This is a genomic window from Sphingomonas echinoides ATCC 14820 (genome assembly GCF_000241465.1).
GTDB classification, from domain to species: Bacteria; Pseudomonadota; Alphaproteobacteria; order Sphingomonadales; family Sphingomonadaceae; genus Sphingomonas; species Sphingomonas echinoides.
In genome coordinates this window covers 1,869,996-1,891,645 of sequence record NZ_JH584235.1, presented here as the reverse complement: position 1 = coordinate 1,891,645, position 21,650 = coordinate 1,869,996, and the positions used below count along the sequence as shown (strand labels likewise).

Annotated in this window: 23 protein-coding genes; 15 read left to right on the top strand and 8 right to left on the bottom strand. The window is 66.0% G+C overall.

Features of this window, described 5'->3' with window-relative positions; translation table 11 throughout:
- Nucleotides 1-34 precede the first annotated feature (34 nt).
- Nucleotides 35-817, top strand: a complete 783-nt coding sequence (locus tag ON00_RS08855; RefSeq protein ID WP_029622574.1) for an ATP-binding cassette domain-containing protein — start codon at nucleotides 35-37, stop codon at nucleotides 815-817.
- On the top strand, nucleotides 814-2,346 hold the full coding sequence (locus tag ON00_RS08850; RefSeq protein ID WP_010405092.1) for an ABC transporter permease/substrate-binding protein: 1,533 nt from the start codon (nucleotides 814-816) through the stop codon (nucleotides 2,344-2,346). Before ON00_RS08855 ends, ON00_RS08850 begins: the two co-directional genes overlap by 4 nt.
- A gap of 120 nt (nucleotides 2,347-2,466) precedes the next feature.
- Here ON00_RS08850 and ubiG read toward each other — a convergent pair whose 3' ends face one another.
- Complete coding sequence (gene ubiG / locus ON00_RS08845; protein ID WP_010405091.1) at nucleotides 2,467-3,207, bottom strand: bifunctional 2-polyprenyl-6-hydroxyphenol methylase/3-demethylubiquinol 3-O-methyltransferase UbiG; 741 nt, start codon at nucleotides 3,205-3,207, stop codon at nucleotides 2,467-2,469.
- A 62-nt stretch (nucleotides 3,208-3,269) separates the two neighbouring features.
- Here ubiG and ON00_RS08840 point away from each other — a divergent pair, with 62 nt between their 5' ends.
- Nucleotides 3,270-4,529, top strand: a complete 1,260-nt coding sequence (locus ON00_RS08840; protein ID WP_010405089.1) for an aspartate kinase — start codon at nucleotides 3,270-3,272, stop codon at nucleotides 4,527-4,529.
- Between the two features lie 18 nt (nucleotides 4,530-4,547).
- Here the strand turns inward: ON00_RS08840 and ON00_RS08835 are convergent, their stop codons facing one another.
- Nucleotides 4,548-5,222, bottom strand: a complete 675-nt coding sequence (locus ON00_RS08835; RefSeq protein ID WP_040601984.1) for a hypothetical protein — start codon at nucleotides 5,220-5,222, stop codon at nucleotides 4,548-4,550.
- A gap of 42 nt (nucleotides 5,223-5,264) precedes the next feature.
- The gene (locus ON00_RS08830; protein ID WP_010405087.1) at nucleotides 5,265-6,338 is read right to left on the bottom strand and encodes a hypothetical protein; all 1,074 of its coding nucleotides are present in this window, start codon (nucleotides 6,336-6,338) and stop codon (nucleotides 5,265-5,267) included.
- Nucleotides 6,339-6,759: 421 nt separating this feature from the next.
- Here ON00_RS08830 and ON00_RS08825 point away from each other — a divergent pair, with 421 nt between their 5' ends.
- Entirely contained in the window at nucleotides 6,760-7,746 is a 987-nt protein-coding gene (locus ON00_RS08825; protein ID WP_010405086.1) for an NAD(P)H-dependent flavin oxidoreductase, read from the top strand.
- 3 nt (nucleotides 7,747-7,749) lie between these two features.
- Here ON00_RS08825 and ON00_RS08820 read toward each other — a convergent pair whose 3' ends face one another.
- Both ON00_RS08820 and ON00_RS08815 read right to left on the bottom strand, forming a co-directional pair.
- Nucleotides 7,750-9,210 carry a hypothetical protein gene (locus tag ON00_RS08820; RefSeq protein WP_010405084.1) on the bottom strand — a complete coding sequence of 487 codons (1,461 nt, stop codon included), beginning with the start codon at nucleotides 9,208-9,210 and terminating at the stop codon, nucleotides 7,750-7,752.
- Entirely contained in the window at nucleotides 9,207-9,965 is a 759-nt protein-coding gene (locus ON00_RS08815) for an ABC transporter ATP-binding protein (RefSeq protein ID WP_010405082.1), read from the bottom strand. Before ON00_RS08815 ends, ON00_RS08820 begins: the two co-directional genes overlap by 4 nt.
- A 51-nt stretch (nucleotides 9,966-10,016) precedes the next feature.
- Between ON00_RS08815 and ybgC the strand changes: the two genes are divergently transcribed.
- The 10 genes from ybgC to ON00_RS08765 all read left to right on the top strand — a co-directional run bounded on the left by ybgC (nucleotide 10,017) and on the right by ON00_RS08765 (nucleotide 17,128).
- Nucleotides 10,017-10,544: a tol-pal system-associated acyl-CoA thioesterase gene (gene ybgC / locus ON00_RS08810; protein WP_010405080.1), complete on the top strand. Its 528-nt coding sequence runs from the start codon at nucleotides 10,017-10,019 to the stop codon at nucleotides 10,542-10,544.
- A gap of 8 nt (nucleotides 10,545-10,552) precedes the next feature.
- Nucleotides 10,553-11,242, top strand: coding sequence for a protein TolQ (gene tolQ / locus ON00_RS08805; RefSeq protein ID WP_010405078.1), 690 nt, complete (start codon nucleotides 10,553-10,555; stop codon nucleotides 11,240-11,242).
- A gap of 50 nt (nucleotides 11,243-11,292) precedes the next feature.
- A complete protein-coding gene (gene tolR / locus ON00_RS08800) occupies nucleotides 11,293-11,730 on the top strand; it encodes a protein TolR (protein ID WP_010405075.1) in 438 nt (145 codons plus the stop codon).
- Nucleotides 11,727-12,632 (top strand): hypothetical protein, encoded by a 906-nt coding sequence (locus ON00_RS08795; protein WP_010405074.1) that lies wholly within the window; start codon nucleotides 11,727-11,729, stop codon nucleotides 12,630-12,632. Before tolR ends, ON00_RS08795 begins: the two co-directional genes overlap by 4 nt.
- Before the next feature lie 8 nt (nucleotides 12,633-12,640).
- Nucleotides 12,641-14,074, top strand: a complete 1,434-nt coding sequence (gene tolB / locus ON00_RS08790) for a Tol-Pal system beta propeller repeat protein TolB (protein WP_010405072.1) — start codon at nucleotides 12,641-12,643, stop codon at nucleotides 14,072-14,074.
- A 56-nt stretch (nucleotides 14,075-14,130) separates the two neighbouring features.
- On the top strand, nucleotides 14,131-14,631 hold the full coding sequence (pal, locus tag ON00_RS08785; RefSeq protein ID WP_010405070.1) for a peptidoglycan-associated lipoprotein Pal: 501 nt from the start codon (nucleotides 14,131-14,133) through the stop codon (nucleotides 14,629-14,631).
- Between the two features lie 162 nt (nucleotides 14,632-14,793).
- Nucleotides 14,794-15,696: an SPFH domain-containing protein gene (locus ON00_RS08780; RefSeq protein WP_029622567.1), complete on the top strand. Its 903-nt coding sequence runs from the start codon at nucleotides 14,794-14,796 to the stop codon at nucleotides 15,694-15,696.
- A gap of 10 nt (nucleotides 15,697-15,706) precedes the next feature.
- Complete coding sequence (locus ON00_RS08775; RefSeq protein ID WP_029622566.1) at nucleotides 15,707-15,922, top strand: type II toxin-antitoxin system antitoxin; 216 nt, start codon at nucleotides 15,707-15,709, stop codon at nucleotides 15,920-15,922.
- Entirely contained in the window at nucleotides 15,909-16,178 is a 270-nt protein-coding gene (locus ON00_RS08770) for a hypothetical protein (RefSeq protein WP_010405063.1), read from the top strand. Before ON00_RS08775 ends, ON00_RS08770 begins: the two co-directional genes overlap by 14 nt.
- Entirely contained in the window at nucleotides 16,175-17,128 is a 954-nt protein-coding gene (locus ON00_RS08765; RefSeq protein WP_010405060.1) for an alpha/beta hydrolase, read from the top strand. Before ON00_RS08770 ends, ON00_RS08765 begins: the two co-directional genes overlap by 4 nt.
- A 116-nt stretch (nucleotides 17,129-17,244) precedes the next feature.
- On the opposite strand, the gene ON00_RS08760 is transcribed toward ON00_RS08765, so the two are convergent.
- The 3 genes from ON00_RS08760 to ON00_RS08750 form a co-directional block, all read right to left on the bottom strand.
- Entirely contained in the window at nucleotides 17,245-18,120 is an 876-nt protein-coding gene (locus tag ON00_RS08760) for a S1/P1 nuclease (RefSeq protein ID WP_010405058.1), read from the bottom strand.
- A gap of 73 nt (nucleotides 18,121-18,193) precedes the next feature.
- Nucleotides 18,194-19,108, bottom strand: a complete 915-nt coding sequence (locus ON00_RS08755) for an isoaspartyl peptidase/L-asparaginase family protein (RefSeq protein ID WP_010405057.1) — start codon at nucleotides 19,106-19,108, stop codon at nucleotides 18,194-18,196.
- Entirely contained in the window at nucleotides 19,105-20,247 is a 1,143-nt protein-coding gene (locus ON00_RS08750) for an acyltransferase family protein (protein ID WP_010405056.1), read from the bottom strand. Before ON00_RS08750 ends, ON00_RS08755 begins: the two co-directional genes overlap by 4 nt.
- A gap of 101 nt (nucleotides 20,248-20,348) precedes the next feature.
- Here ON00_RS08750 and ispG point away from each other — a divergent pair, with 101 nt between their 5' ends.
- Entirely contained in the window at nucleotides 20,349-21,473 is a 1,125-nt protein-coding gene (gene ispG, locus ON00_RS08745) for a flavodoxin-dependent (E)-4-hydroxy-3-methylbut-2-enyl-diphosphate synthase (RefSeq protein WP_010405055.1), read from the top strand.
- Nucleotides 21,474-21,650 lie beyond the last annotated feature (177 nt).

Sequence of the window (21,650 nt, the reverse complement as noted above, 5' to 3'; positions counted from 1 at the left end):
ACGCAAACGGTATCCTCCCCCAGTGTCCGCGTCGATGGCGGATTCGCACAGTACAGGCCCAAGCGTGGCATTCGCCGCGGTGACCAAGCGCTACTCCGGCGGCGCGGTCGCAGTGGACGATGTCTCGCTGGAGATTGCGGGCGGCGCTTTCGTCGCTTTGGTCGGCAGTTCGGGCTCGGGCAAATCGACGCTGCTGAAGATGATCAACCGTTTGATCGTGCCGAGTGCGGGCGTCGTGCGGATCGACGGTGCGGACGTTGCCGATGGACCCGCATATGCGCTGCGGCGGCGGATCGGCTATGTCTTTCAGAATATCGGGCTGTTCCCGCATATGACGGTCGGCGAGAATGTCGCGATCGGGCTGCGGCTGGCGGGGGAGCGTGACACGGCGGCGCGTGTCGCGGCGTTGCTCGATCTGGTCGATTTGCCGCAGGCTTTCGCCGCGCGCATGCCCGATGCGCTGTCGGGCGGGCAACGCCAGCGCGTCGGCGTGGCGCGCGCGCTCGCCACCGCGCCGGGGCTGTTGTTGCTCGATGAACCGTTCGGTGCGCTCGACCCGGTGACGCGCGATCAGCTTGGCAATGCGGTGCGCGCGCTCCATGACCGGCTGGGCCTGACCACGATCATGGTGACGCATGACATGGCCGAGGGGCTGATCCTGGCCGACCGCGTGCTGGTGATGGACGCGGGACGGATCGTGGCGGACGCCACGCCGCAAGCCTTGCTCGCTGGGCAGGGCGGCGCGGTGGCGGATGCGCTGGTGGCGGTACCGAGCGAACAGGCCCGCCGGTTACGCGCACTGGAGGAGGGGGCATGAGCCCGTTTCTCGACGCGATGACGCGCGTGCCGCCACTGCTGGCGGCGCATCTGTTGCTCGCCGCGGCGGCGCTGGCGCTGGGGTTGACGATCAGTCTGCCGCTGGCGATCTGGTCGGCGCGGCGACCGGGCGTGGCGCGCGTGGCGCTGGGCTTTGCCAGTCTGGTGCAGACGATTCCGAGCCTGGCGCTGCTCGCGCTCTTTTATCCGCTGTTGCTGTTCGTGTCGGGGCTGGCCGGGGGCGGGATTCCCGCGCTCGGTTTCTTGCCGTCGCTGCTGGCGTTGACGCTCTATGCGTTGCTGCCGATCCTGCGCAACGGCGTGACCGGGATGGCCGGGATCGACCCTGCGGTGATCGAGGCGGCGGACGGCATGGGCATGACGGCATGGCAGAAGCTGCGCTTGGTCGAGGCCCCGTTGGTGGCACCTGTGCTGATGGCGGGGGTGCGCACGGCGGCGGTGTGGACGATCGGTGCGGCGACGCTGTCGACCACGGTTGGCCAGCCGAGCCTTGGCGATTTGATCTTCGCCGGGTTGCAGACTCAGAATTGGGCGCTGGTGCTGGCGGGGTGCGTCAGCGCGGCGGGGCTGGCGCTGGCGGTGGATGCGCTACTTGGGCTGATCGAGCGCGGCATTGCGACGCGCAGGCGGGGGCGGGTTTACGGCGCGGGCGCGGTGCTGCTGCTCGCCGTGCTGGCCGCGCTCGCGCCGCTGGCGGTGCCGCGTGCGCCGACGATCGTGATCGGCAGCAAGAATTTCTCCGAGCAATATATTCTCGCGCGCGTGATCGGGCATCGGCTGGAACGCGCGGGCTACCGCGTCGAATATCGCGAGGGGCTGGGCTCGGCGGTGATCTATGGCGCGCTCAGCTCGGGCGCGATCGACGTCTATGTCGATTATGCAGGGACGCTGTGGACCAATGCGATGCGACGCAGGGATACGCCCGCGCGGCCCGCGATGGTAGCGGCGATCGGCAACTGGAGTGCGCGGACCTCAGGGGTGCGGCTGCTCGGTGCCTTGGGGTTCGAGAACGCCTATGCCTTTGCGATGCGAGGCGATGCGGCGCGGGCGAAGGGGATCGTCTCGCTCGACGATCTGGTGCGCGCGGCGCCGGGGCTGACGCTTGGTTCCGATCTCGAATTTCTGGAGCGGCCCGAATGGGCGGCGGTGCAACGCGCTTATCCGATCCGCTTTGCCGCGACGCATGCCTATAGCCCGACCTTCATGTATCGCGCGCTGGAGAGCGGTCAGGCCGATGTCATCTCGGCCTTTTCGTCGGACGGGCGGATCGCGGCGGAGCATTTGACCGTGCTCACCGACCCGCGCCGCGCGATTCCGGGTTATGATGCGATCCTGCTGCTGGCACCCAAGCGCGCGAAGGATGCGCGGCTGGCGGCGGCGCTCACCCCGCTCGTCGGGCGCATTCCGGTCGCGGCGATGCGCGAGGCGAATTATCTGGTCGATCGCGACCGCAACAAAGTGTCGCCCGAGGGTGCGGCGCGCTGGCTGGAGCGACGGCTGGGGTTGTAGCGAGCGCTGACTCCCCTCCCTGGAAGGGAGGGGGCGGGGTGGGTCGGCCCGTTGGTCGGACCGTCGCCCAGCACGGAGAGCCACCCACCCCCAGCCCCTCCCTTCCAGGGAGGGGAGGGGTTACGCCCGCACCGCCGTTACGAAATAATCGAGCTTGGTATCATCGGACAGCACGAAGCCCTTGGCGACCGAGAAGCCAAGCCCGCGCACATCGACCACGCGCAACCCCGCTGCCTCGACCAGTTCGGTCAGGGCATCGGGCACCAAAAACTTGTCCCAGTCATGCGTGCCGCGCGGGATTTGCCCCAGCCCTTCGCCGACCGTGATCAGCGCGAGCCGTGACAGCGCGGTGCGGTTGGGGGTGGAGAGGATCAGCAGGCCATCTTCCGCGAGCGCGCCCGCCAGCCCGGCAATGAAAGCGGCGGGGTCGGTAACGTGCTCGATCACTTCCATGCTGGTCACGAGATCGAAGGTCGCGCTGTCCAGATCCTCTACACTGCCGGTGCGATAATCGATCGCGAGGCCCGATTGCGTGGCGTGGGCGCTTGCCACTGCGACATTCTCCGCAGCCGCATCGAGCCCGGTGACGTCTGCGCCCAGCCGTGCCAGTGGCTCGCACAGCAAGCCGGCGCCGCAGCCGACATCGAGCGCGCGCTTGCCCGCGAGCGGGGTGAAGCCCGTCTCATCGCCATGCCAGTGCGCGTCGATCCGTTCGCGCAGATAGCGAAGCCGCACCGGGTTCAAGCGGTGCAGCATCGCCGAGGAGCCCTTGGGATCCCACCATTCCGCCGCCATCGCGCCGAAATGGGCGGCCTCGGCCGGGTTGATAGTGGTTGCAGACGTTACGGTTGCGCTCTTCATGCGTGCTTCCTATCAGGACGCCCCCAATAGCCCAAGCCCCAGCTCAAGGATGTCTGCTGCGCATGGCCCGTATCGTGATGAAATTCGGCGGCACCTCGATGGCCGGGATCGAACGGATCCGCAGCGTTGCCGCGCGCGTCAAACGCGAAGTCGCGGCGGGCAATCAGGTCGCGGTGGTGGTATCGGCGATGGCCGGCGAGACCGACCGGCTGGTCGGCTTCTGCCGCGAAGCCTCGTCGCTTTACGACCCCAAGGAATATGACGTGGTCGTCTCGGCGGGCGAGCAGATCACCAGCGGCTTGCTGGCGATTGCGCTGCAGGCGGCGGGCGTGCCGGCGCGCAGCTGGCTCGGCTGGCAATTGCCGATCGCCACGTCGGACGCGCACGCCTCGGCCCGGATCGAGGGAATCGACATGGCAGCGCTGGAGACCAGCCTTGCGGCGGGCGAAGTGGCAGTGATCCCCGGTTTCCAGGGCATCGATGCCGATGGCCGCGTCACCACGCTTGGCCGTGGCGGCTCCGATACCTCGGCAGTCGCGATGGCCGCGGCGATGAAGGCGGACCGCTGCGACATCTATACCGATGTCGACGGGGTCTACACCACCGACCCGCGCATCGTGCCGCGTGCGCGCAAATTGAAGAAGGTCACCTACGAAGAGATGCTGGAGCTTGCCAGCGTCGGGGCCAAGGTGCTCCAGACACGCTCGGTCGGGCTCGCGATGAAGGAAGGCGTGCGCGTGCAAGTGCTGTCGTCCTTCACGGGCGAGGATGCACCGATGGCGGATACATTGCCCGGCACGATGATCGTGGGCGAAGAGGAGATTGCAGACATGGAAAGCCAGCTAATCACCGGCATCGCGCATGACAAGAACGAGGCCAAGATCACGCTGACGGCGGTGCCGGACAAGCCCGGCGCGGTCGCGTCGATCTTCGAGCCGCTCGCGGCGGCGAACATCAACGTCGACATGATTATCCAGAATATCGCCCATGCGGCAGGCTCGACCGACGTCACCTTCACCGTACCGGCGGCCGATCTGGCGCGCTCGATCGAGGCGCTGAACGCCGCGCGCGAGAAGATCGGCTTCGTGTCGCTGGTGCATGACACGCGCGTGGCCAAGATTTCGGTGGTGGGCGTGGGCATGCGCAGCCACGCCGGTGTCGCCAGCACGATGTTCTCGACGCTGGGCGAGCGCGGCATCAACATCCAGGCGATTTCGACCAGCGAGATCAAGGTCTCGGTGCTGATCGAGGAGGATTATACCGAACTGGCGGTGCGCGTGCTGCACACGGCATACGGCCTTGATGCCGAGGATGCCGCCTGAACGGCGAAAACGGCCCGCTCAGCGCGTGCTGAGCGTGCCGTTGCCGGAAGCATCGAAGGTCAGGATATATTGCCCGCCGATCGGCATCGACCAGGCTTCCTCCGCCACCGAGATGACGTCGCCGATCTCCTGCCCGCCCGCATTGCGGACGAGCTGAAATCCGCCCGCTTCCACCACGGCGGTGCTGACGGGCGAGACTTGCAGTGCATAGGCACAAAAGATCGGATCGCTGCCCAGGCCAAAGCCGACGGTCACTTTGTAGAGCGTGGCATCATAGCTCGGGATGTGCCACCCGGCCGAATCATGGGTGAGCGTGACCGCTTTGTTGAGCGGCAGTATGAAGCTGTCGGCATCGCTGGAATAGGGAAACGCCGCCGCATTGGGGCTGATCTCGCCCGTCTTATAAATCGATGCGAACCATGACACCGGCATATCGCGGTTGAAGGCGATGTAGACGGTGGTGTCGACGGTCTGCAGTCCGGCGACGATGCGTTCCCCGCCAAGCTGCGCCATGTTTGCGGGGAAGAAGGTCGCCACCAGCGCAATCGCGTAATCCCGTGCAGGTTTGATGGTGACGGTCGTGGTGGGCGGGTATGCGGTGGCTGCATACAGCGTGTCTGCAGCCACCGGGGTGAAGCGCGGGTTTGCCTGTGCGAGCTCGGCGGGCGTCGGTGAGAAGGGGGTGGTTTTCACCGGGATGTCGCCTTTGCCGAGCCGCACGGACGGTTGCGCCCTTCAGGGCCTGTTGCCGCCAAAGATGGCCTGGGCGCCCGCGACCAGAAGGTTTTGGATGGTGGCGGCCGATTGCGCACCGCTATAGCTGAAGTTCACGGTGGTGGCACCATTAACGCTGGTGATCGAGAATTGCACCCCGCTCACCACGAAGTAGGCAAATCCGGCCGTCAACGCTGTCGCCACGGTGATCGTCCCGGTGAGGAACGTGTTCGCGACATAGCCTTCCGCTTCTTCTTCGGCGGAAAGCTTTGCCACAGACGCCGTGTCCCAGTGAACCTGCGTCACGGTATCCTGTTGGATCGTGGCATCTTCCAGATACGCCATCGCCATCAACTGCGAATGCTCGTCGGATTTCAGGAAAGCCAGGTTTTCCAGCAACGCGAACTGGGCTGGCTTGCCCGGCGCGATCTTCCACTTTCCGTTGTTCAGCAGCGTTACGGTGCAGGCCCCGCCGGAGAAGGAGCCGGGGACCGAGACCTGGGCGGAGTCGTTGCTCACTTGCGTCCAGTCGGCGAGGGTCGACGATCCGAATGATCCGACGCTGATATAGAAGCTCAGCTTCGGCGTCAGCGTCCGGCTTTGGTTGGGCGAGGGAGACCAGGTCATCCCCATGAAACCGCTGGCCGTCTGGATGCCGAACGACTGGTTGCTGTACCAGCCCAGCGCTTCGTTATCTTCCTGGTTGAAGGAATTGGTGACGAGTTTGATGCTGTTCGGGCCGGTCGACGTGCTCGCCAAGTTCAGTTTTGGCCCCTTTTTGGGCGGAGCGTTGGCGTAATCGGCGTTCCACACCTGCGCGAGCTCGCTGTTTTGCGAGATCGTCGAAGTGACTTGAACGTCCAGACCGACGGCGTTGTTGCTCGCACCAGCGCCGACCGAATATTGCACGGGAATGACGAAGTAATTCGTGCTCGGATCGTTCGAATCGATCGCGATCGAGGCGCTCGAATTGGCAAAGACGTTGGGATCGCTCGCGATTTCCGCAGGCCGGGTGAGGAAGCACCAGAATGTCTGAGTCGAGGAAGACTGGTTGACCAGATAGATGGTATATTGGCTAGGCATGATCGTCTCCATTGCGAGAAGGATACGCTGCACATCACTAACTTGCGACAAGAGGTATCAGATCAGCCAGTCTAGGCGGTAGATCGCTATCCCGATGAAAGACGATCAATAGATATGATGCGTAGAAGGCGTCGGTGATAGTGTCATCGCAACATCCTATAAGCGACGTGACGCTCATACTATGGATGAAGATTATTGCACCGTGTTGCTGAACCAATTTGACGGTTTGCTGCGATGATTGAGCGAGGTTGCTCCGATCTGGAGCGAATGCCGGTCGAAAAAGACGAGCGTTTGCTTCGCCGGTGTGAACGGCTGATCGGGGAATGTCGGAGGGGGCTAGATGGTCTTGCCCGTAGCGGCTAGGCACGATGGCATGACCCAAGCGACCCCCATTGTAGCTCCGCTTTCCGGCGCGGAGCGTCTTCAGCGCCGCATGGCGCGCGGCACCGCCTTTCTCGGCAGCCAGACCGCGATCATCTGTGGCGCGATGTCATGGGTGTCTGAGCGGCACCTCGTCTCGGCGATTTCCAATGCGGGCGGGTTCGGCCTGATCGCCTGTGGCGCGATGACGCCGGAATTGCTCGATGCCGAAATCGCCGCGACCAAGGCGATGACCGACAAGCCGTTCGGGGTGAACCTCATCACCATGCACCCCGCGCTGTTCGATCTGATCGAAGTGTGCAGTCGCCACGGCGTCGGCCATGTCGTGCTGGCCGGCGGCTTGCCCCCGGCGGGATCGATCGACGCGATCAAGGCCAAGGGTGCCAAGCTGATCTGTTTCGCCCCGGCGCTCAGCCTCGCCAAGAAACTGATCCGCTCGGGCGTCGACGCGCTGGTCGTCGAGGGCATGGAAGCGGGCGGGCATATCGGCCCGGTGTCGACCAGCGTGCTTGCGCAGGAAATCCTGCCCGACGTCGCCGACAAGGTGCCGGTGTTCGTGGCGGGGGGCATCGGACGCGGCGAGGCGATCGCCGCGTATCTCGACATGGGCGCGGCGGGCGTGCAGCTCGGCACGCGCTTTGCCTGCGCGACCGAGAGCATTGCGCATCCGAACTTCAAGAAGGCCTTCCTACGCGCTTCGGCGCGCGATGCGGTGGCGAGCGTGCAGATCGACCCGCGTTTGCCCGTCATCCCGGTGCGCGCGCTGAAGAATGCCGGGGCCGATTTGTTCACCGCCAAGCAGCGCGAAGTGGCGCAGGCGCTCGACGAGGGCACGATCGCGATGGGCGAGGCGCAATTGCAGATCGAACATTATTGGGCGGGCGCGCTGCGCCGCGCGGTGATCGAGGGCGATGTCGAGCATGGCAGCCTGATGGCGGGCCAGTCGGTCGGCATGGTGACCAAGGAAGAGCCCGTTGCCGACATCATCGCCAGTCTGATGGAGGAAGCCGCCGCCGCGCTGGCACAGCGCGCGGCCTGAGCCTCAGCTTAGCTGCGCCAACCCGCCGCCGAGCAGGAACACTGCCGCCGCCGCGCCGCCGCCGAACACCAATGCGATCAGCAGCGACAAGATGCCCGCGACCACGCCGCCCTGGCGACGGCGCACGAAGGTGCTGCGCTGGCCGGGTTTGCCGAGCTTGAGTTCGACATAGCCCGCCGCCGCGCCGCCAAAGGCGGTCATCACCAGCGTGATCGCGGCCCCCGGCACCGTCTGGGTGGCGATAGCGATCGGTAGCAGCAGCGCGAACGGCGTGGCCATCGCAAAGGCGGCGAGCAGTTTCGCAATGTCGATCTCGTCCTTGCCGACCGGTGCCACCGCCAGCAGATCGGGCGAATCTTCCGCCGAAACCGTCAGCCAGGCAAAGCTGCCGACGAGCTGGCTCGCGATGAACACGCTGCCAAACGCCAAGGTCGCCGGGAGCGGGAGGGTGTGCCCCTTGCCAAAGGCGACGAACAATAAGGGGGCCATGTAGATCAGCCGCACCACGATCTGGAAGGCGAGCGCCGGGTCGCGCGCCAGCAGCCGCCACTCCTTGGCGAAGATCGTGCGCGTCAGCCCGGCGTGAAACAGGCGTCCGCTGGCGCGGCCGGTCGGCTTGCTGCGCGACAGGCGCATCCCGCCATCCTGATAGCCCGATAGGAACAGCTGCTGCAGCGCCGATCCGGCGGCGAAGAACAGCAGCAGCGCACCGCCCAGCAGGATGACGATGGCGAGCGGATCGCCCAGGGCCGCGCGACCGGGCAAAGCGGAGAGCCCGTGCGATCCAACGCCGTTTGCGCGCAGACGCTCGAACAGCGCGACCAAAGCGCCTGCGCGCCGGTCGCTATGCGACAGCAATTGCGTGCCGAGGAAGATCGCGCCGCCGAGCACTGCCGCGACGATCTGCCCGACGGTGCGCGCGGCGCGCGGGCCGACCAGCGTGGCGATCGTCAGCGTCAGCGCGAGGCCAAAAGCGGCGGCGGCAAAAGCGAGTGCGGCGAGCAACGCGACCAGCCCGAACAGCTGTGGATTGCCGAGAATCGCAACCGGGACGACCATCGGCAACAGCAAGGTTGCGTAGGTCAGCGCAATCGCACCCGCGATCCCCAGCAATTTGGCCAGCAAGACCGTTCGTTCCGGCACGGGGGCGGTAAACAGCAGCGACAGGTCGCCGCTATCATAGAGTGTGCGCTGGCTGCCGATCATCGCTTGCGCGGTCATGAAGGTCAGCGCGAGCAGGCTCGCCCCAAGCGCGCCGATCAACATCTCGGGCAAGACCGGAATCGGGGTATCCCGCAGCGCCCAGCCGGTCGCACACCCGATCAACAGCCATAGCGCGAGCAGACCATAGCCAATCCAGCGCGACACACCCTTGCTGGGGCGGGCGCGGAAGGTCAGGCGCAATTCGTGCAGCGCCAGCCAGACGAAGCTTCCCGGCCGCGCCCGGCGCATCGCCCAGTTCATGCGGCGACGGGCTCCGCGCTGGTCAGGCGAATGAAGGTGTCTTCTAGCGTCATGCCCTCAGTGCCAGCGCGGTCGCGCAGTTCGTCGAGCGTGCCCTCGGCGAGCAAGCGCCCGCCGCCGATGATGCCGATGCGGTCCGCCATGCGTTCCGCCACTTCGAGGATATGGGTGGTGACGATCACGGTCTTGCCCGCTTCCACCTGCGCGCGCAGCGCATCCTTGACCGAACGCGCCATGTTCGCATCGAGCCCGGTCAGCGGTTCGTCGAGGATCAGCAGCTTTGGATCATGGATCAACGCCCCCGCCAGCGCGACCTTCTGCTTCATGCCGCGCGAAAAGCCTTCGCAGCGCGTGTCGCGTTGCTCCCACAAATCGAGCCAGTGGAGCAGCCGATCGGCCTCGCGCGCCGCGAAGCCGGGGTCCATCCGCCACAGCCCGGCGACGAAGGCGAGATATTCGAGCGGCGACAATTTGTCATAGAGCATTGGCTCGTCGGGCAGCCAGGCGGTGATCGCCTTGGCCCCAAGCGGATCGCGCCGTGTGTTGATGCCGAAAATCTCGATCGACCCGGCGTCGGGCTTGGCGAGCCCTGCGACCATGCGCAGCGTGGTGGTCTTGCCCGCGCCGTTCGGGCCGAGCAGCGCGTAAAGCTGGCCCCCGGCAATATCGAGATCGAGCCCGGCGATGACAGGCTTGTCGAAGCTCTTGGCCAGGCCTCGGATGCGCAAGGCGGGCGCGTGCGGGGAATCGATCATGTGTTCTGTTTAAGCGATACACTATGGGCGTCCAGTAGGTACGGCGCGCCTATGCGGGGTTTTCGGATCGCGCGCGTGCCGTTACAGGGCGACGTCATGCCGCACGCCGACCTCGATTTGCCGACGCAAGGCCGTATCGTCGCAGGCGAGCATCGTTTCGCGCTGCGCGTCTATTTCGAGGACACCGATCTTTCGGGGATCGTCTACCACGCCAATTACCTGCGCTATATGGAGCGGGCGCGTTCGGACATGCTGCGCCAGGCGGGCATCGACCAGCGCGCGCATCAGGAAAGCGGCGGCGGGGCCTATGCCGTGACCGCGCTCAACATCCGCTATCGCGCGCCGGCGAAACTCGATGACGCGCTGCTCGTTGTGACCAGGCTTACAAAAGTTCGCGCTGCGTCGGTCGATATTCATCAGCGAGTCATGCGCGGCGGTGAGATACTGACCGAGGCAGACGTGACCGCAGCGCTGGTCGGTGCAGCGGGGCGCGCGGTGCGCCAGCCCAGGGATTGGATTGCCGCCTTCGCCCAAGTGATGGGCGAAGGCGTTACGACATCAGGAGATCAACGTTCGTGACTGGATTCATGCTCAATACCGATGCGACGACACTGTCGCCGATCGCACTGTTCCTTCAGGCGGATTGGGTGGTGAAGACGGTGATGATCGGCCTGATGCTGGCGAGCGTCGCGACCTGGGCGGTGATCCTTGGTTTCCTGTTCAAGCTGGGCAGCACGCGTCGCCAGATCACGCGGTTCGAGCGGGATTTCTGGAAGGCCGAGGATATCGATGCGTTCCACCGCGTGGAGAGCGAGAACACATTGCCGATCGCGCGCGTGTTTACGGCGGGGGTCGCGGAATGGCGGCGCTCGACCGCAGGCGGCCATGTCGACCGTGAAGGCACGCGGGAGCGGCTGGCGACGGCGATGGGCTCGGCGGTGGCAAGCGAGATCGATACGCTGTCGGACCGGTTGAATATCCTGGCGACGGTCGGCGCGGTCGCGCCGTTCGTTGGCTTGTTCGGCACGGTGTGGGGCATCATGCGCAGCTTCACCGGCATTGCGGCGGCGCAGAACACGTCGCTCGCGGTGGTGGCACCGGGCATTGCCGAGGCGCTGTTCGCGACCGCGCTCGGCCTGTTTGCCGCCATTCCAGCGGTGATCGCCTACAATCGCTTCAGCCACAGCATCAACCGGATCGAGGCACGGCTCAACCGCTTTGCCGATGCGTTCCACGCAACCCTCAGCCGCCAGCTCGAAGTCGAGGTCCGGCGGTGAGCGTGCTGTCTGTGGCGTCCCTCCGGATCGCGGGCAGGGCGTAAACCGCGATGGCGATGAACCTTCCCTCCCAGCGCGGCCGCGGGCGGCGCGCACCGATGGCCGACATCAACGTTACGCCGATGGTCGACGTGATGCTGGTGTTGCTCATCATCTTCATGGTCACCGCACCGTTGCTGACAGCGGGCGTGCCGGTGAATTTGCCCGACAGCCGCGCCAAGCCGCTCGACCAGGACCAGAAGCCGGTACAGATTTCGATCGACGCGGCCGGCAAGCTGTTCGTCGATAAGGAAGCGGTCAATGAGGCGCTGCTGCCCGATATCCTGTCGCAGATCGCCGCCAAGGCCGATCCCGCGAAGCCGCCGCAAGTGTTCCTGCGCGCCGATCGCAAGCTCGATTATGGGCGGGTGATGCGCGTGATGGGCGAACTCAACCGCGCCGGGCTCAACCGCGTCGCGCTGGTCACGGTCGGCCAGGACGGCAAATGACGCAGCGTGACGGACTTGGGCTTGGGCTGGCCGTGGTCGGCCATGTCGCGGTGTTCGCGCTGCTGTCGCTTGCCTGGACAAGCGCCCCGCCCCCGCCGCCGCAGAACAAGCCAATCGAAGTGTCGCTCGCCGACGATGTCGCGCTTGATCAGCACGCTCCGGCGGCACCAGAGCCGCCCGCACAATCCGCCGCGCCCGAAGCGGGGCCTCCCGATGATGCTCCGCCCCCGGCCAAGGTCGCAAAGGTTACGCCCGAACCCGCTCCGCCCAAGCCGCAGCCGGAGGCGGCACCACCGCCCAAACCAGCGCCCAAGCCCGTTCCTGCGCCCAAAAAGCCCGTCGCGGAAAAGCCCGATAAGCCGGTCAAGACCAAGACGCCGCCCGCAAAGGCGGCGGCTCCAGCGGCGAAGACCGAGGCCAAGGCGACCGTGGCCAAGGCGGCCGGTACCAACCCGAAATCGACCAAGCCGCGCCCGACCGGATCGCTGCTTGACGATGATTTCCGCAAAGGGCTGACCCAGGCCCCGTCGCACGCGAAGGTGTCGCAAGCCGCCCCCGGCGCGACGATGGATGCCAAGGCAACGGCGGACATCGGCTCGGCGATTCAACGGCAAGTGCAACCCTGCGCCAATCGCCAGGTCATCCCCGGCCCGGGCGCGGCGAAGATCGTCGCTTATGTGCGGTTGCAGCTTAATCGCGATGGGTCGCTGGCGGCGCGCCCGACGATCCTGCCCAGCCACCGCGGCGTCGATGACGATAACCGCATCTATGTCGATGCGGTGGACCGTGCCGCGATCGCGACCTTCACGGGGTGCGCTCCGCTACGCGGGCTGCCACCAGAGCTTTATGACGTGCCACGCGGGTGGAAGGTGTTTATCCTGACATACCACATGCCGGGCTGAGAAGGACGATGATGCTCCACAAGATGATCTTCGCGCTTGCGCTCGCCGGTGTCGCGACGGGGGTGGCCGAGGCGCAGACCGCGCCGGCACCTTTGCCCGTGCCGTTCCCAAACGCGCCGCAGACCGGCGCACCCGCGCCGCAGGCTCCCGGCCAACCCGGCGGCGCCAACCCGCAGCAGCAAGGGGAGTTGGTGGTCGATGTCGTGGGCGGCGTGTCGGCCCCGCTCGGCATCGCCATTCCGGTGATGCCGACCTCCGAGGTGGTGAATACGCCGGCCGGGCGCACCGATCAGCTCGGGCAGCAGCTCGCGCAGATCGTCACCACCGACTTGCGCAATTCGGGCCTGTTCAAACCGCTCGATTCGGGCGTGAAGCCAGTGCTCTTCCCCGAAGTGACCGCGCCGACCTTTGATTATTGGGGCGGGGCCGGGGCGTCGGCGCTGGTGCAGGGGTTCATCCGCGCCAATGGCGATGGCACGCTGACGGTCGGTTGCTACCTCTATGACGTGACGTCGCGCGCCGAACTGGCGCGGCAGGGCTTTGTCGTGCCGCCGAGCGAATGGCGCCGCGCCGGGCACAAATGCGCCGACGTGGTCTATTCGAAGCTGACCGGCGAGGGCCCCTATTTCGACAGCCGCGTCGTCTATGTTTCCGAAACCGGCCCCAAGGGCAAGCGCATCAAGCGGTTGGCGATTATGGACCAGGATGGCGGCAACCACCGCTTCCTCACCAACGGCCAGGCGATCGCGCTGACGCCGCGCCTGTCGCCCGACCAGCGCTCGATCGTCTATATGAGCTATGTCGAGGATCGCCCCGCCATCTATGTCTATGACATTGAAAGCGGGCGGCAGCGGCTGCTGGTGCCCAACACCAATTTGACCTTCGCGCCGCGCGTGTCGCCCGATGGCAAATGGGTGCTGTTCTCAATGGCGGTCGGCGGCAATACCGACATCTACCGCGTGCCCTTTAGCGGCGGCACGCCGCAGCGGCTGACCGATTCGCCCGCGATCGACACTGGCGGCACCTATTCGCCCGATGGATCCCGGATCGTGTTCGAAAGCGATCGTTCGGGCACGCAGCAATTGTATGTGATGAACGCCGACGGATCGCAGCAGCAGCGGATCAGCTTTGGCAGCGGCCGCTATGCGACGCCGGTATGGAGCCCACGCGGCAATCTGATCGCCTTCACCAAGATTGGCGGGTCGTTCCGCATCGGCATCATGAGCCCGGCGGGTGGCAATGAGCAGTTGCTGACCGACGGCGCGCAGGATGAAGGGCCAAGCTGGTCGCCCAATGGCCGCGTGCTGATGTTCTTCCGCTCAAGCGGCGGCGGCAACGGCCGCGCCGATCTGTGGTCGGTCGACCTGACGGGGGTGAACGTTCGCCGCGTTCCGACCGTGCTCGATGGATCCGATCCCGCCTGGGGACCGTTACGCCCCTGACGCAAATCGTGTGTAGACGCGTGCATCACCACCTCTTCCCCTAAGGAGACGCTGACATGGCTAAATTGACGACCTCGCTGCTGATCGGGACTGCATTGTTTACCGCCGCGTGCGCCAAGAAGCCGCCTGCGGTGATTCCGCCCCCGCCTGGCCAGTCGGTCGTCGATCCCAATGCCGGTCAGCCCAGCATTGCACCGGGGTCGCGCGCCGATTTTGAGCGTTCGGTCACCAGCAACACCGTCAATTTCGCGCTCGACAGCTTCTCGCTCGACGACCGTGCGCGGGCGATCCTCGATAGCCAGGCGCAGTGGCTGACGCGCTACCCCAACGTGCCGGTCAGCCTGGAAGGGCATTGCGACGAACGCGGTACGCGCGAATATAACCTGGCGCTGGGTGATCGCCGCGCGCTCGCTGCCAAGAACTATCTGGCCGCGCGCGGCGTGGCACCCGGCCGCATCTCGACGATCAGCTATGGCAAGGAACGCCCGATCGCGCTCGGTTCGGACGAAGCCAGCTGGGCGCAGAACCGTCGCGCGGTGACCATCGTTCTCAATTAAGATCGCCTGCTCCGCCTTGGCGGGGTTGAGAAAGAGGGCGGCGTCGGCTTTGTCGGCGTCGCCCTTTTTGCTGTTTTTCACCCGTTCGCGTCGGTTCTTTTGCCCCCTTGCAGCGCGCATAACTTCGATATAAATATGATATCATATTTAACGGAGGGCATGATGGTCGAGTCGGGTACACGCAACACCGCGCTGACGCTGTCGAGCGAGCATAAAGCAGCGACATCGAGCGGCTATGCGATGTTGATGGTGATGCTGGCATCGGTGGCGCTGGGCATTTTCGGTCTGACGCTGCTCAAACACGATGCCGCGCTGGGCGGCCCGATCGTGGCGGTGGCGAGCATCGTGTTCGTGTTCGTCTCCGGCGGTTTCTACATGCAGCAGCCCAATCAGGCGACGGCGATCACGCTGTTCGGCGCGTATAAGGGCACCGATCGCAACACCGGCCTGCGCTGGCTGTTGCCGTGGCTGGGGCGCAAGAAGGTGTCGCTGCGCGCCAACAACATGATTTCGGAACGGCTGAAGGTAAACGACCTGCGCGGCAACCCGATCGAGATCGCGGCTCAAGTCGTATGGCGTGTGACCGATACCGCGCAGGCGCTGTTCGATATCGACGATTATAAGGCGTTCGTGATCGTCCAGATCGAGGCGGCGGTGCGCACCATCGGTGCGCGCTACCCCTATGACGATTATGAGCATCAGGAAGTGACGCTGCGCGGCAATCACGATCAGGTCGGGGCGGAGTTGCGCCAGGAATTGATCGCGCGGCTGGTGACGGCGGGCATCACCGTCGACGAATGCGGCTTCACCCACCTTGCTTATGCCCCGGAAATTGCCGGCGCGATGCTGCGGCGGCAACAGGCGCAAGCGGTCGTCGCGGCGCGCAAGACATTGGTCGAGGGCGCGGTCGGTATGGTTGAGATGGCGCTCGATCTGCTCTCGGCCAAGGGCGTGGTCGAGCTGGACGATGAACGCCGCGCGGCGATGGTCAGCAATTTGATGGTCGTGCTGTGCGGCGAGCGCGATACCCAGCCGGTCGTCAACGCCGGTTCGCTCTACCAATAGGACGCGCACCTTGGCGGCTCCCCCCAAAAAGGCGTTTCCCTTGCGTCTCGACCCCGCGCTCTATGCCGCGGTCGAGCGGATGGCGGCGGCCGATTTGCGGAGCGTCAATGCCGAGTTCGAATGCCTCTTGCGCGAGGCGCTGGCCAAGCGCGGCATGAAACTCGCCGCCCCCAATCCGCCCCGGCGCGGGCGCCCACCCAAGGGAGAAGACCATGAAGACGCGTGATCTGGTCGATCATTATCGGGTCGCAAAGGGCTATTGGTTCGTGCCGCACATGTTCGGTTTCGGCGTGACGCCGGTGACCTGGCAGGGATGGCTGGTTACGATCGGCTTTGCTGCGCTGCTGGTCGCCGATGTCCGCTTCGTTTCGGACCAGATTGCGCAGATCGGCATTGGCGTGGCGCTGTTCGCGCTTTTCACCATGGTGGCGATCCGCAAGACCGAAGGCGGGCTGGGCTGGCATTGGGGTGTCCGCAAATGATCCGCAGCGGGCTTCTCGCCGTGGCGGCGCTGGCGGCATCGCCCGCTTTGGCCGCTCCTCCGGCCCCGGTCGAACTGACCGCGCCAGGTCCCGAAGGACCGCTCGCGGGGACGCTGCTTGATCCCGATGGCAAGGCACCGCTGGTGTTGCTGATCCCCGGATCGGGCCCGACCGATCGCGACGGCAACAATCCGCTGGGCGTGGCGGGCGGCCCCTATCGCCAGCTCGCCGAGGCGCTTGCCGCCAAGGGCATCGCCACGCTGCGCATCGACAAGCGCGGGCTGTTCGGCAGCAAGGCGGCGCAGGCCGACCCCAATGCCGTGACCACCGCCGCTTATGCCGCCGACGTGCAGGCGTGGAGCAAGGTCGCGCGCGCCCGGACCGGCCGCGCGTGCATCTGGCTGCTCGGCCATAGCGAGGGTGGGCTGGTCGCGTTGCAGGCAGCGCAGACGCCTGCCGGGATTTGCGGGCTGATTCTGGTGTCGAGCATCGGGCGGCCGATGGGGGCGGTGCTGCGCGAGCAATTGCGGGCAAACCCGGCCAACGCGCCGCTGCTCCCCGCCGCCGAGGCGGCGATTGCATCGCTAGAGGCTGGCAAGCGCATCGATACTGCACAGTTGCCCGCGCCGCTGCAGACATTGTTTCCCGATCGCCTGCAGGGCTATTGGATCGATCTGTTGTCGCACGATCCGGCGCGGTTGATCGCGGCGGTGAAGCTGCCGGTGCTGATCCTGCAGGGCACGCGCGATCTTCAGGTGAGCGTCGCGGATGCCGAGGCGCTGCACCGCGCGCAGCCCAAGGCGAGGCTGACGCTGCTGCCGGGTATCAATCATGTGCTGCGGCCCGTTGGCAGCGACGATCGCGCGGCGAACCTTGCCACCTATCGCGATGCGACGCAGCCGATTTCACCGAGCATCGCGGAAGCGGTGGCGACGTTCGTAGGGCGGTAATTGCCCATACCGTTCGGGCTGAGCCTGTCGAAGCCCCCCCGGCCGCAAGCGCGGTTTCGTGGGGGAGGCTGCCCTTCGACAAGCTCAGGGCGAACGGAAGGCGGGGTCGAGCGCTCTCACCCCAGCGCGGCGTCGAGCAGTTTGGCGAGGCGCAGGCCGCCGCGTTCGACTTCGAGACGGGCGACGGGCACGAGCTTCTCGATCGTCGGCTCGTCGAGTGTCACCCGTGCCGGGGTGGGGGCGCAGGGGTCAGCCATCACGCTGCCATAGGTCACGTCATGCGCGACCTGCCAGCTTTCGCGGCTCCAGTCGGTGACGTCGCCCGCCGCGATCTTCGCGCGCACGGCGGCGGGGTAGCGGCGCACCAGCGACGGGCCGGTGGTGATGGCACGTTCGGCGAGATAGCCGTCCCAGATGCTGTGCAGGTTGAGCCGGGCCGGGCCGTAGCTGCCATAGACCGCCTTCACGTCATTGCCGCCTTTGTCCTCCTTCTCGCCGGCATGGAGCGGCTGGTGGAGATCACCGACGAAGTGGATCAGGAACGCCAGCGCCTGGACGCGGTCCTTCTCCGGCGCGTGACGGTTCTTGAGCAAGGCGACGTCGCGCGTGATTTGCGCCGACACGCAATTGCCGTCCTTGCACGGCACCATCAGATCGAACGGGTGGCAGATGTTCACATCCTGAAAGTGCCACGTATAGGCATAACCGAAGCGCGATTTGCCGTTCGCGTCCTTCAGCGGTTTGACGCAATCGGCCCAGACGCTCGCATCGGCGATGGTGCCCGCCTTGCATTCGGGCGTGCCCAGCAGGTCGGAATGGCGGAGCAGGTCGCGAATCGCGGCGCGCGTCTTGGGGCGGACATTGGCCTCGGCGATGCGGGCCACGGTCTGGTGGCCATATTCCCAATAGGCCGAAGCGGGTGCCGCGACGCTGGCGGCCAGCAGGGTGGCGAGAACGGCAAAGCCGGGGCGAACGCGACGGATACAGGTCATGGGATGGCTTTAGTCGTGTGGTGCCGCTGACGAAAGCGCAGATCGTTTCCCTCTCCCGGAGAGAGAGGGAATTTCAATCGTCGCCGAAGATGGCGACTTCGCGCTCGCCGTTGGAGCCAAGGCGCGCGCGGTACATGCCGGGCGTGGTGAAGTGCCACAGCGCCTTGCCGCTCGGGCCAGTGACGATCACCCCGCCGGTGCCGCCGAGCGCGGCGACCTCTGCCAGCACGGCCTGGGCCGCGACCTCCAGCGATTCGCCCGCCAGGCGCGCTCGTGCGCAGATTTCGTGCGCGACATTGACGCGGATGAAGAACTCGCCCGAGCCGGTGCACGACACCGCGCCCGCGCGATCATCGGCATAGGTGCCGGACCCGATCAGCGGCGAATCGCCGATGCGGCCCCAATTCTTGCCGGTCACCCCGCCAGTCGAGGTGGCGGCGGCGACATGGCCAGCGGTGTCGCGCGCCACCGCGCCGACCGTGCCATATTTCATGTCGACATCGAACGCGCCGCCGCCGCCGAGCATCTCTTCCAATTGCGCGCGGCGTTCGGGCAGGATCAGCCAGTCCTGGGTGGCGGGCTCGCAGCCCTGTTCGCGGGCGAAGGTTTCGGCCCCCGCGCCACTCAGCAACACATGCGGGCTGTGCCCCATTACCGCGCGGGCGAGCGAGACCGGGTGGCGCGTGGCGGTGACCCCGGCGACGGCCCCCGCCGCGCGATCGCGTCCGTCCATGATCGCCGCGTCGAGTTCGGCCACGCCTGCGCGGGTCAGCGCGGCACCGCGCCCGGCATTGAAATGCGGGTCATCCTCCAGCACGCGTACTGCGGCCTCGACCGCGTCGAGCGCCGCGCCGCCATCCGCGAGGATCGCCGCCCCGGCATCGAGCGCCCGGCCTAGCCCAGCGCGCGCGCCCTCGGCTTGCGCGGGCGTGATCGAGTCGCGCGTCATCTTCCCTGCGCCGCCGTGCAGCACCAACGTCCAGGTCATCGCATTCCGTCCTTACGCACGCGCGGTCGCAGCCCAATCAGCGGCCGCAACCAGCCAATATCGCGCCCCACCGCATAAAAGATCCAGCAACCGCAGAGCGTCGCCACCACCAGAATAGCAAATTCGGCGACGCGCGGCAGGCCGAAGTGCAGCAACCAACCCTCGACCCCGACGATGATCGTCTGGTGGACGAGATAGAAGGGAAACACCGCCTCGGTCAGGGCGCGCCGCCATGGGTGGTCGCGGTTGAGATAGGTATCGGCCAGGCCAATCAGTGCGACGATCATGCTCCATCCCTGCACCGCGCGCGCGCTGGCGAAGAGGATGCCCCACGGCCAGGCCGGGCTCGAGCTGTTCGGCCAGCGCAGTTCGATTGCGGCGACCAGCGCATAACAGAGCAAGCCGACGCCGAGTGCCCACGGCCACCAGCGCCGCATCGCCGCCAGCCCGGTCGTGGACCCCGCAAGCGCGAAGCCGAACAGGAAGCCCGGCAGATATTGCGCGTGCGACACCATGTCGTCGACCAGATCGTTGGTCGGCGCGACGCCGGGGAACAGCCAGGCGCTGACCAGCACCAGCCATGCCGCCGGGATCAGCCACACCAGTACCCCGCCAAACATGCGGTCGAACACCGGCTGGAAGCTCCGCCGCCCCACCAGCGCGACGGCGAGCGCCAGCAGCATCGTGTAGATCCACAGATAGCCGACGAACCACAGATGCTGCCAGGTCGGCAGTGCGATGCCGCTGATGGTGGCAAAGCGGAAATAATCGTGGGCCAGAAAATAGCCGAAGCCATGCGGATACCCATGCTGCGTGACCAGCTCGACCCAGGGCTGCACCGGCACGATCACCACCACCCCGAACAGCAAGGGCAGGATCAGGCGCAGCGTGCGGTTGGCAACGAAATCTCCGGTGCCGTCCCCACGCACCAGCAGCGCGCGGCTGGCATAGCCCGACACCACGAACAGCAGCAGCAAGCGCCAGCTGTTGATCGCCAGCATCGGCACCACCACCCATGGCAGCGGCTGCGCGGTCTTGGCGTGAAAGCCCCAGGGGACGAAAACCATGCCGATATGATAGAGAATGAGCAGACCGAATGCGCCGATGCGCAACCAGTCCAGTCCGTAATGCCGTTCCATCCGGGGGCCCTAGGGTGTTGTCTTTGCGGGCGCAAACTCTAGCGGTTTCGGTTGGCGCAGGACGGCGCTATAGGGGCACCGCAACCCAGAGGAATTTCTCCATGTCCGTTCGCCCGTGGCGCGACATTACCCGCCGCCAAAGCCGCCAGATCATGGTCGGCAACGTCCCTGTCGGCGGCGATGCGCCGGTCACCGTCCAGACGATGACCAACACCCCGACCAGCGATGCCAAGGCGACGATCGACCAGATCCGCCGCTGTGAAGATGCCGGCGTCGACATCATTCGCGTGTCCTGCCCCGATGTGGAGAGCACCGCTGCACTGAAGCAGATCGTCCGCGCGAGTCGCGTGCCAATCGTGGCGGACATCCATTTCCACTATAAGCGCGCGCTGGAAGCTGCCGATGCGGGCGCGGCGTGTCTGCGGATCAACCCCGGCAACATCGGCTCGGCCGAGCGCGTCAACGAAGTCGTCAACGCCGCCAAGGCCAATGGCTGCGCGATTCGCATCGGCGTGAATGCGGGCAGCCTGGAAAAGGACTTGCTCGAAAAATATGGCGAGCCGTGCCCCGAGGCGCTGGTCGAATCCGCGCTCGACCATATCAAGCTGCTGCAGGACCGCGACTTCCACGAATTCAAGGTGGCGGTGAAGGCGTCCGACCTGTTCCTCGCGGTTGCCGCCTACCAGCAACTGGCCGAGACGGTCGATTGCCCGCTGCATCTGGGCATTACCGAGGCGGGCGGCTTCGTCGGCGGCACGGTGAAGTCGGCGATCGGGATCGGGTCGCTCTTGTGGTACGGCATCGGCGACACGCTGCGCGTCTCGCTCTCGGCCGAGCCCGAGGAAGAAGTGCGCGTCGGCTTCGAGATTCTGAAGGCGCTCGGCATCCGCAATCGCGGGGTGCGCGTGGTGTCGTGCCCGTCCTGCGCGCGGCAGGGCTTTGACGTGATCCGCACGGTGCAGGCGCTGGAGGAACGGCTCCAGCACATCCGCACGCCAATGTCGCTGAGCGTGCTCGGCTGCGTCGTCAACGGGCCCGGCGAAGCGCGCGAGACCGATATCGGCCTGACCGGCGGCGGCAATGGCAAGCACATGGTGTATCTGTCGGGCGTGACCGACCACACCGTGAACAGCGAGGACATGCTCGAGCACATCGTCAAGCTGGTCGAGGAAAAGGCCGCGGCGATCGAGGCGCATGAGGCGCAACAGGCGATGGCGGCGGAATAAGAGGCGCTTCGGCTTTCGGTTCGCGCTTCCTCGGCCTTCGCCGGGGAGCGTGCGGCAAGGACATGCTCTCGGTTCAGCGCGGTCGGCGCTTTGAAAGAGTCGGTCGAAGAGGGCGCGATTGCGTGGCTGGGGGAGCGCCTCGTTTTTGAGGAGATCCGCCCCGTACCGAGATTGCGG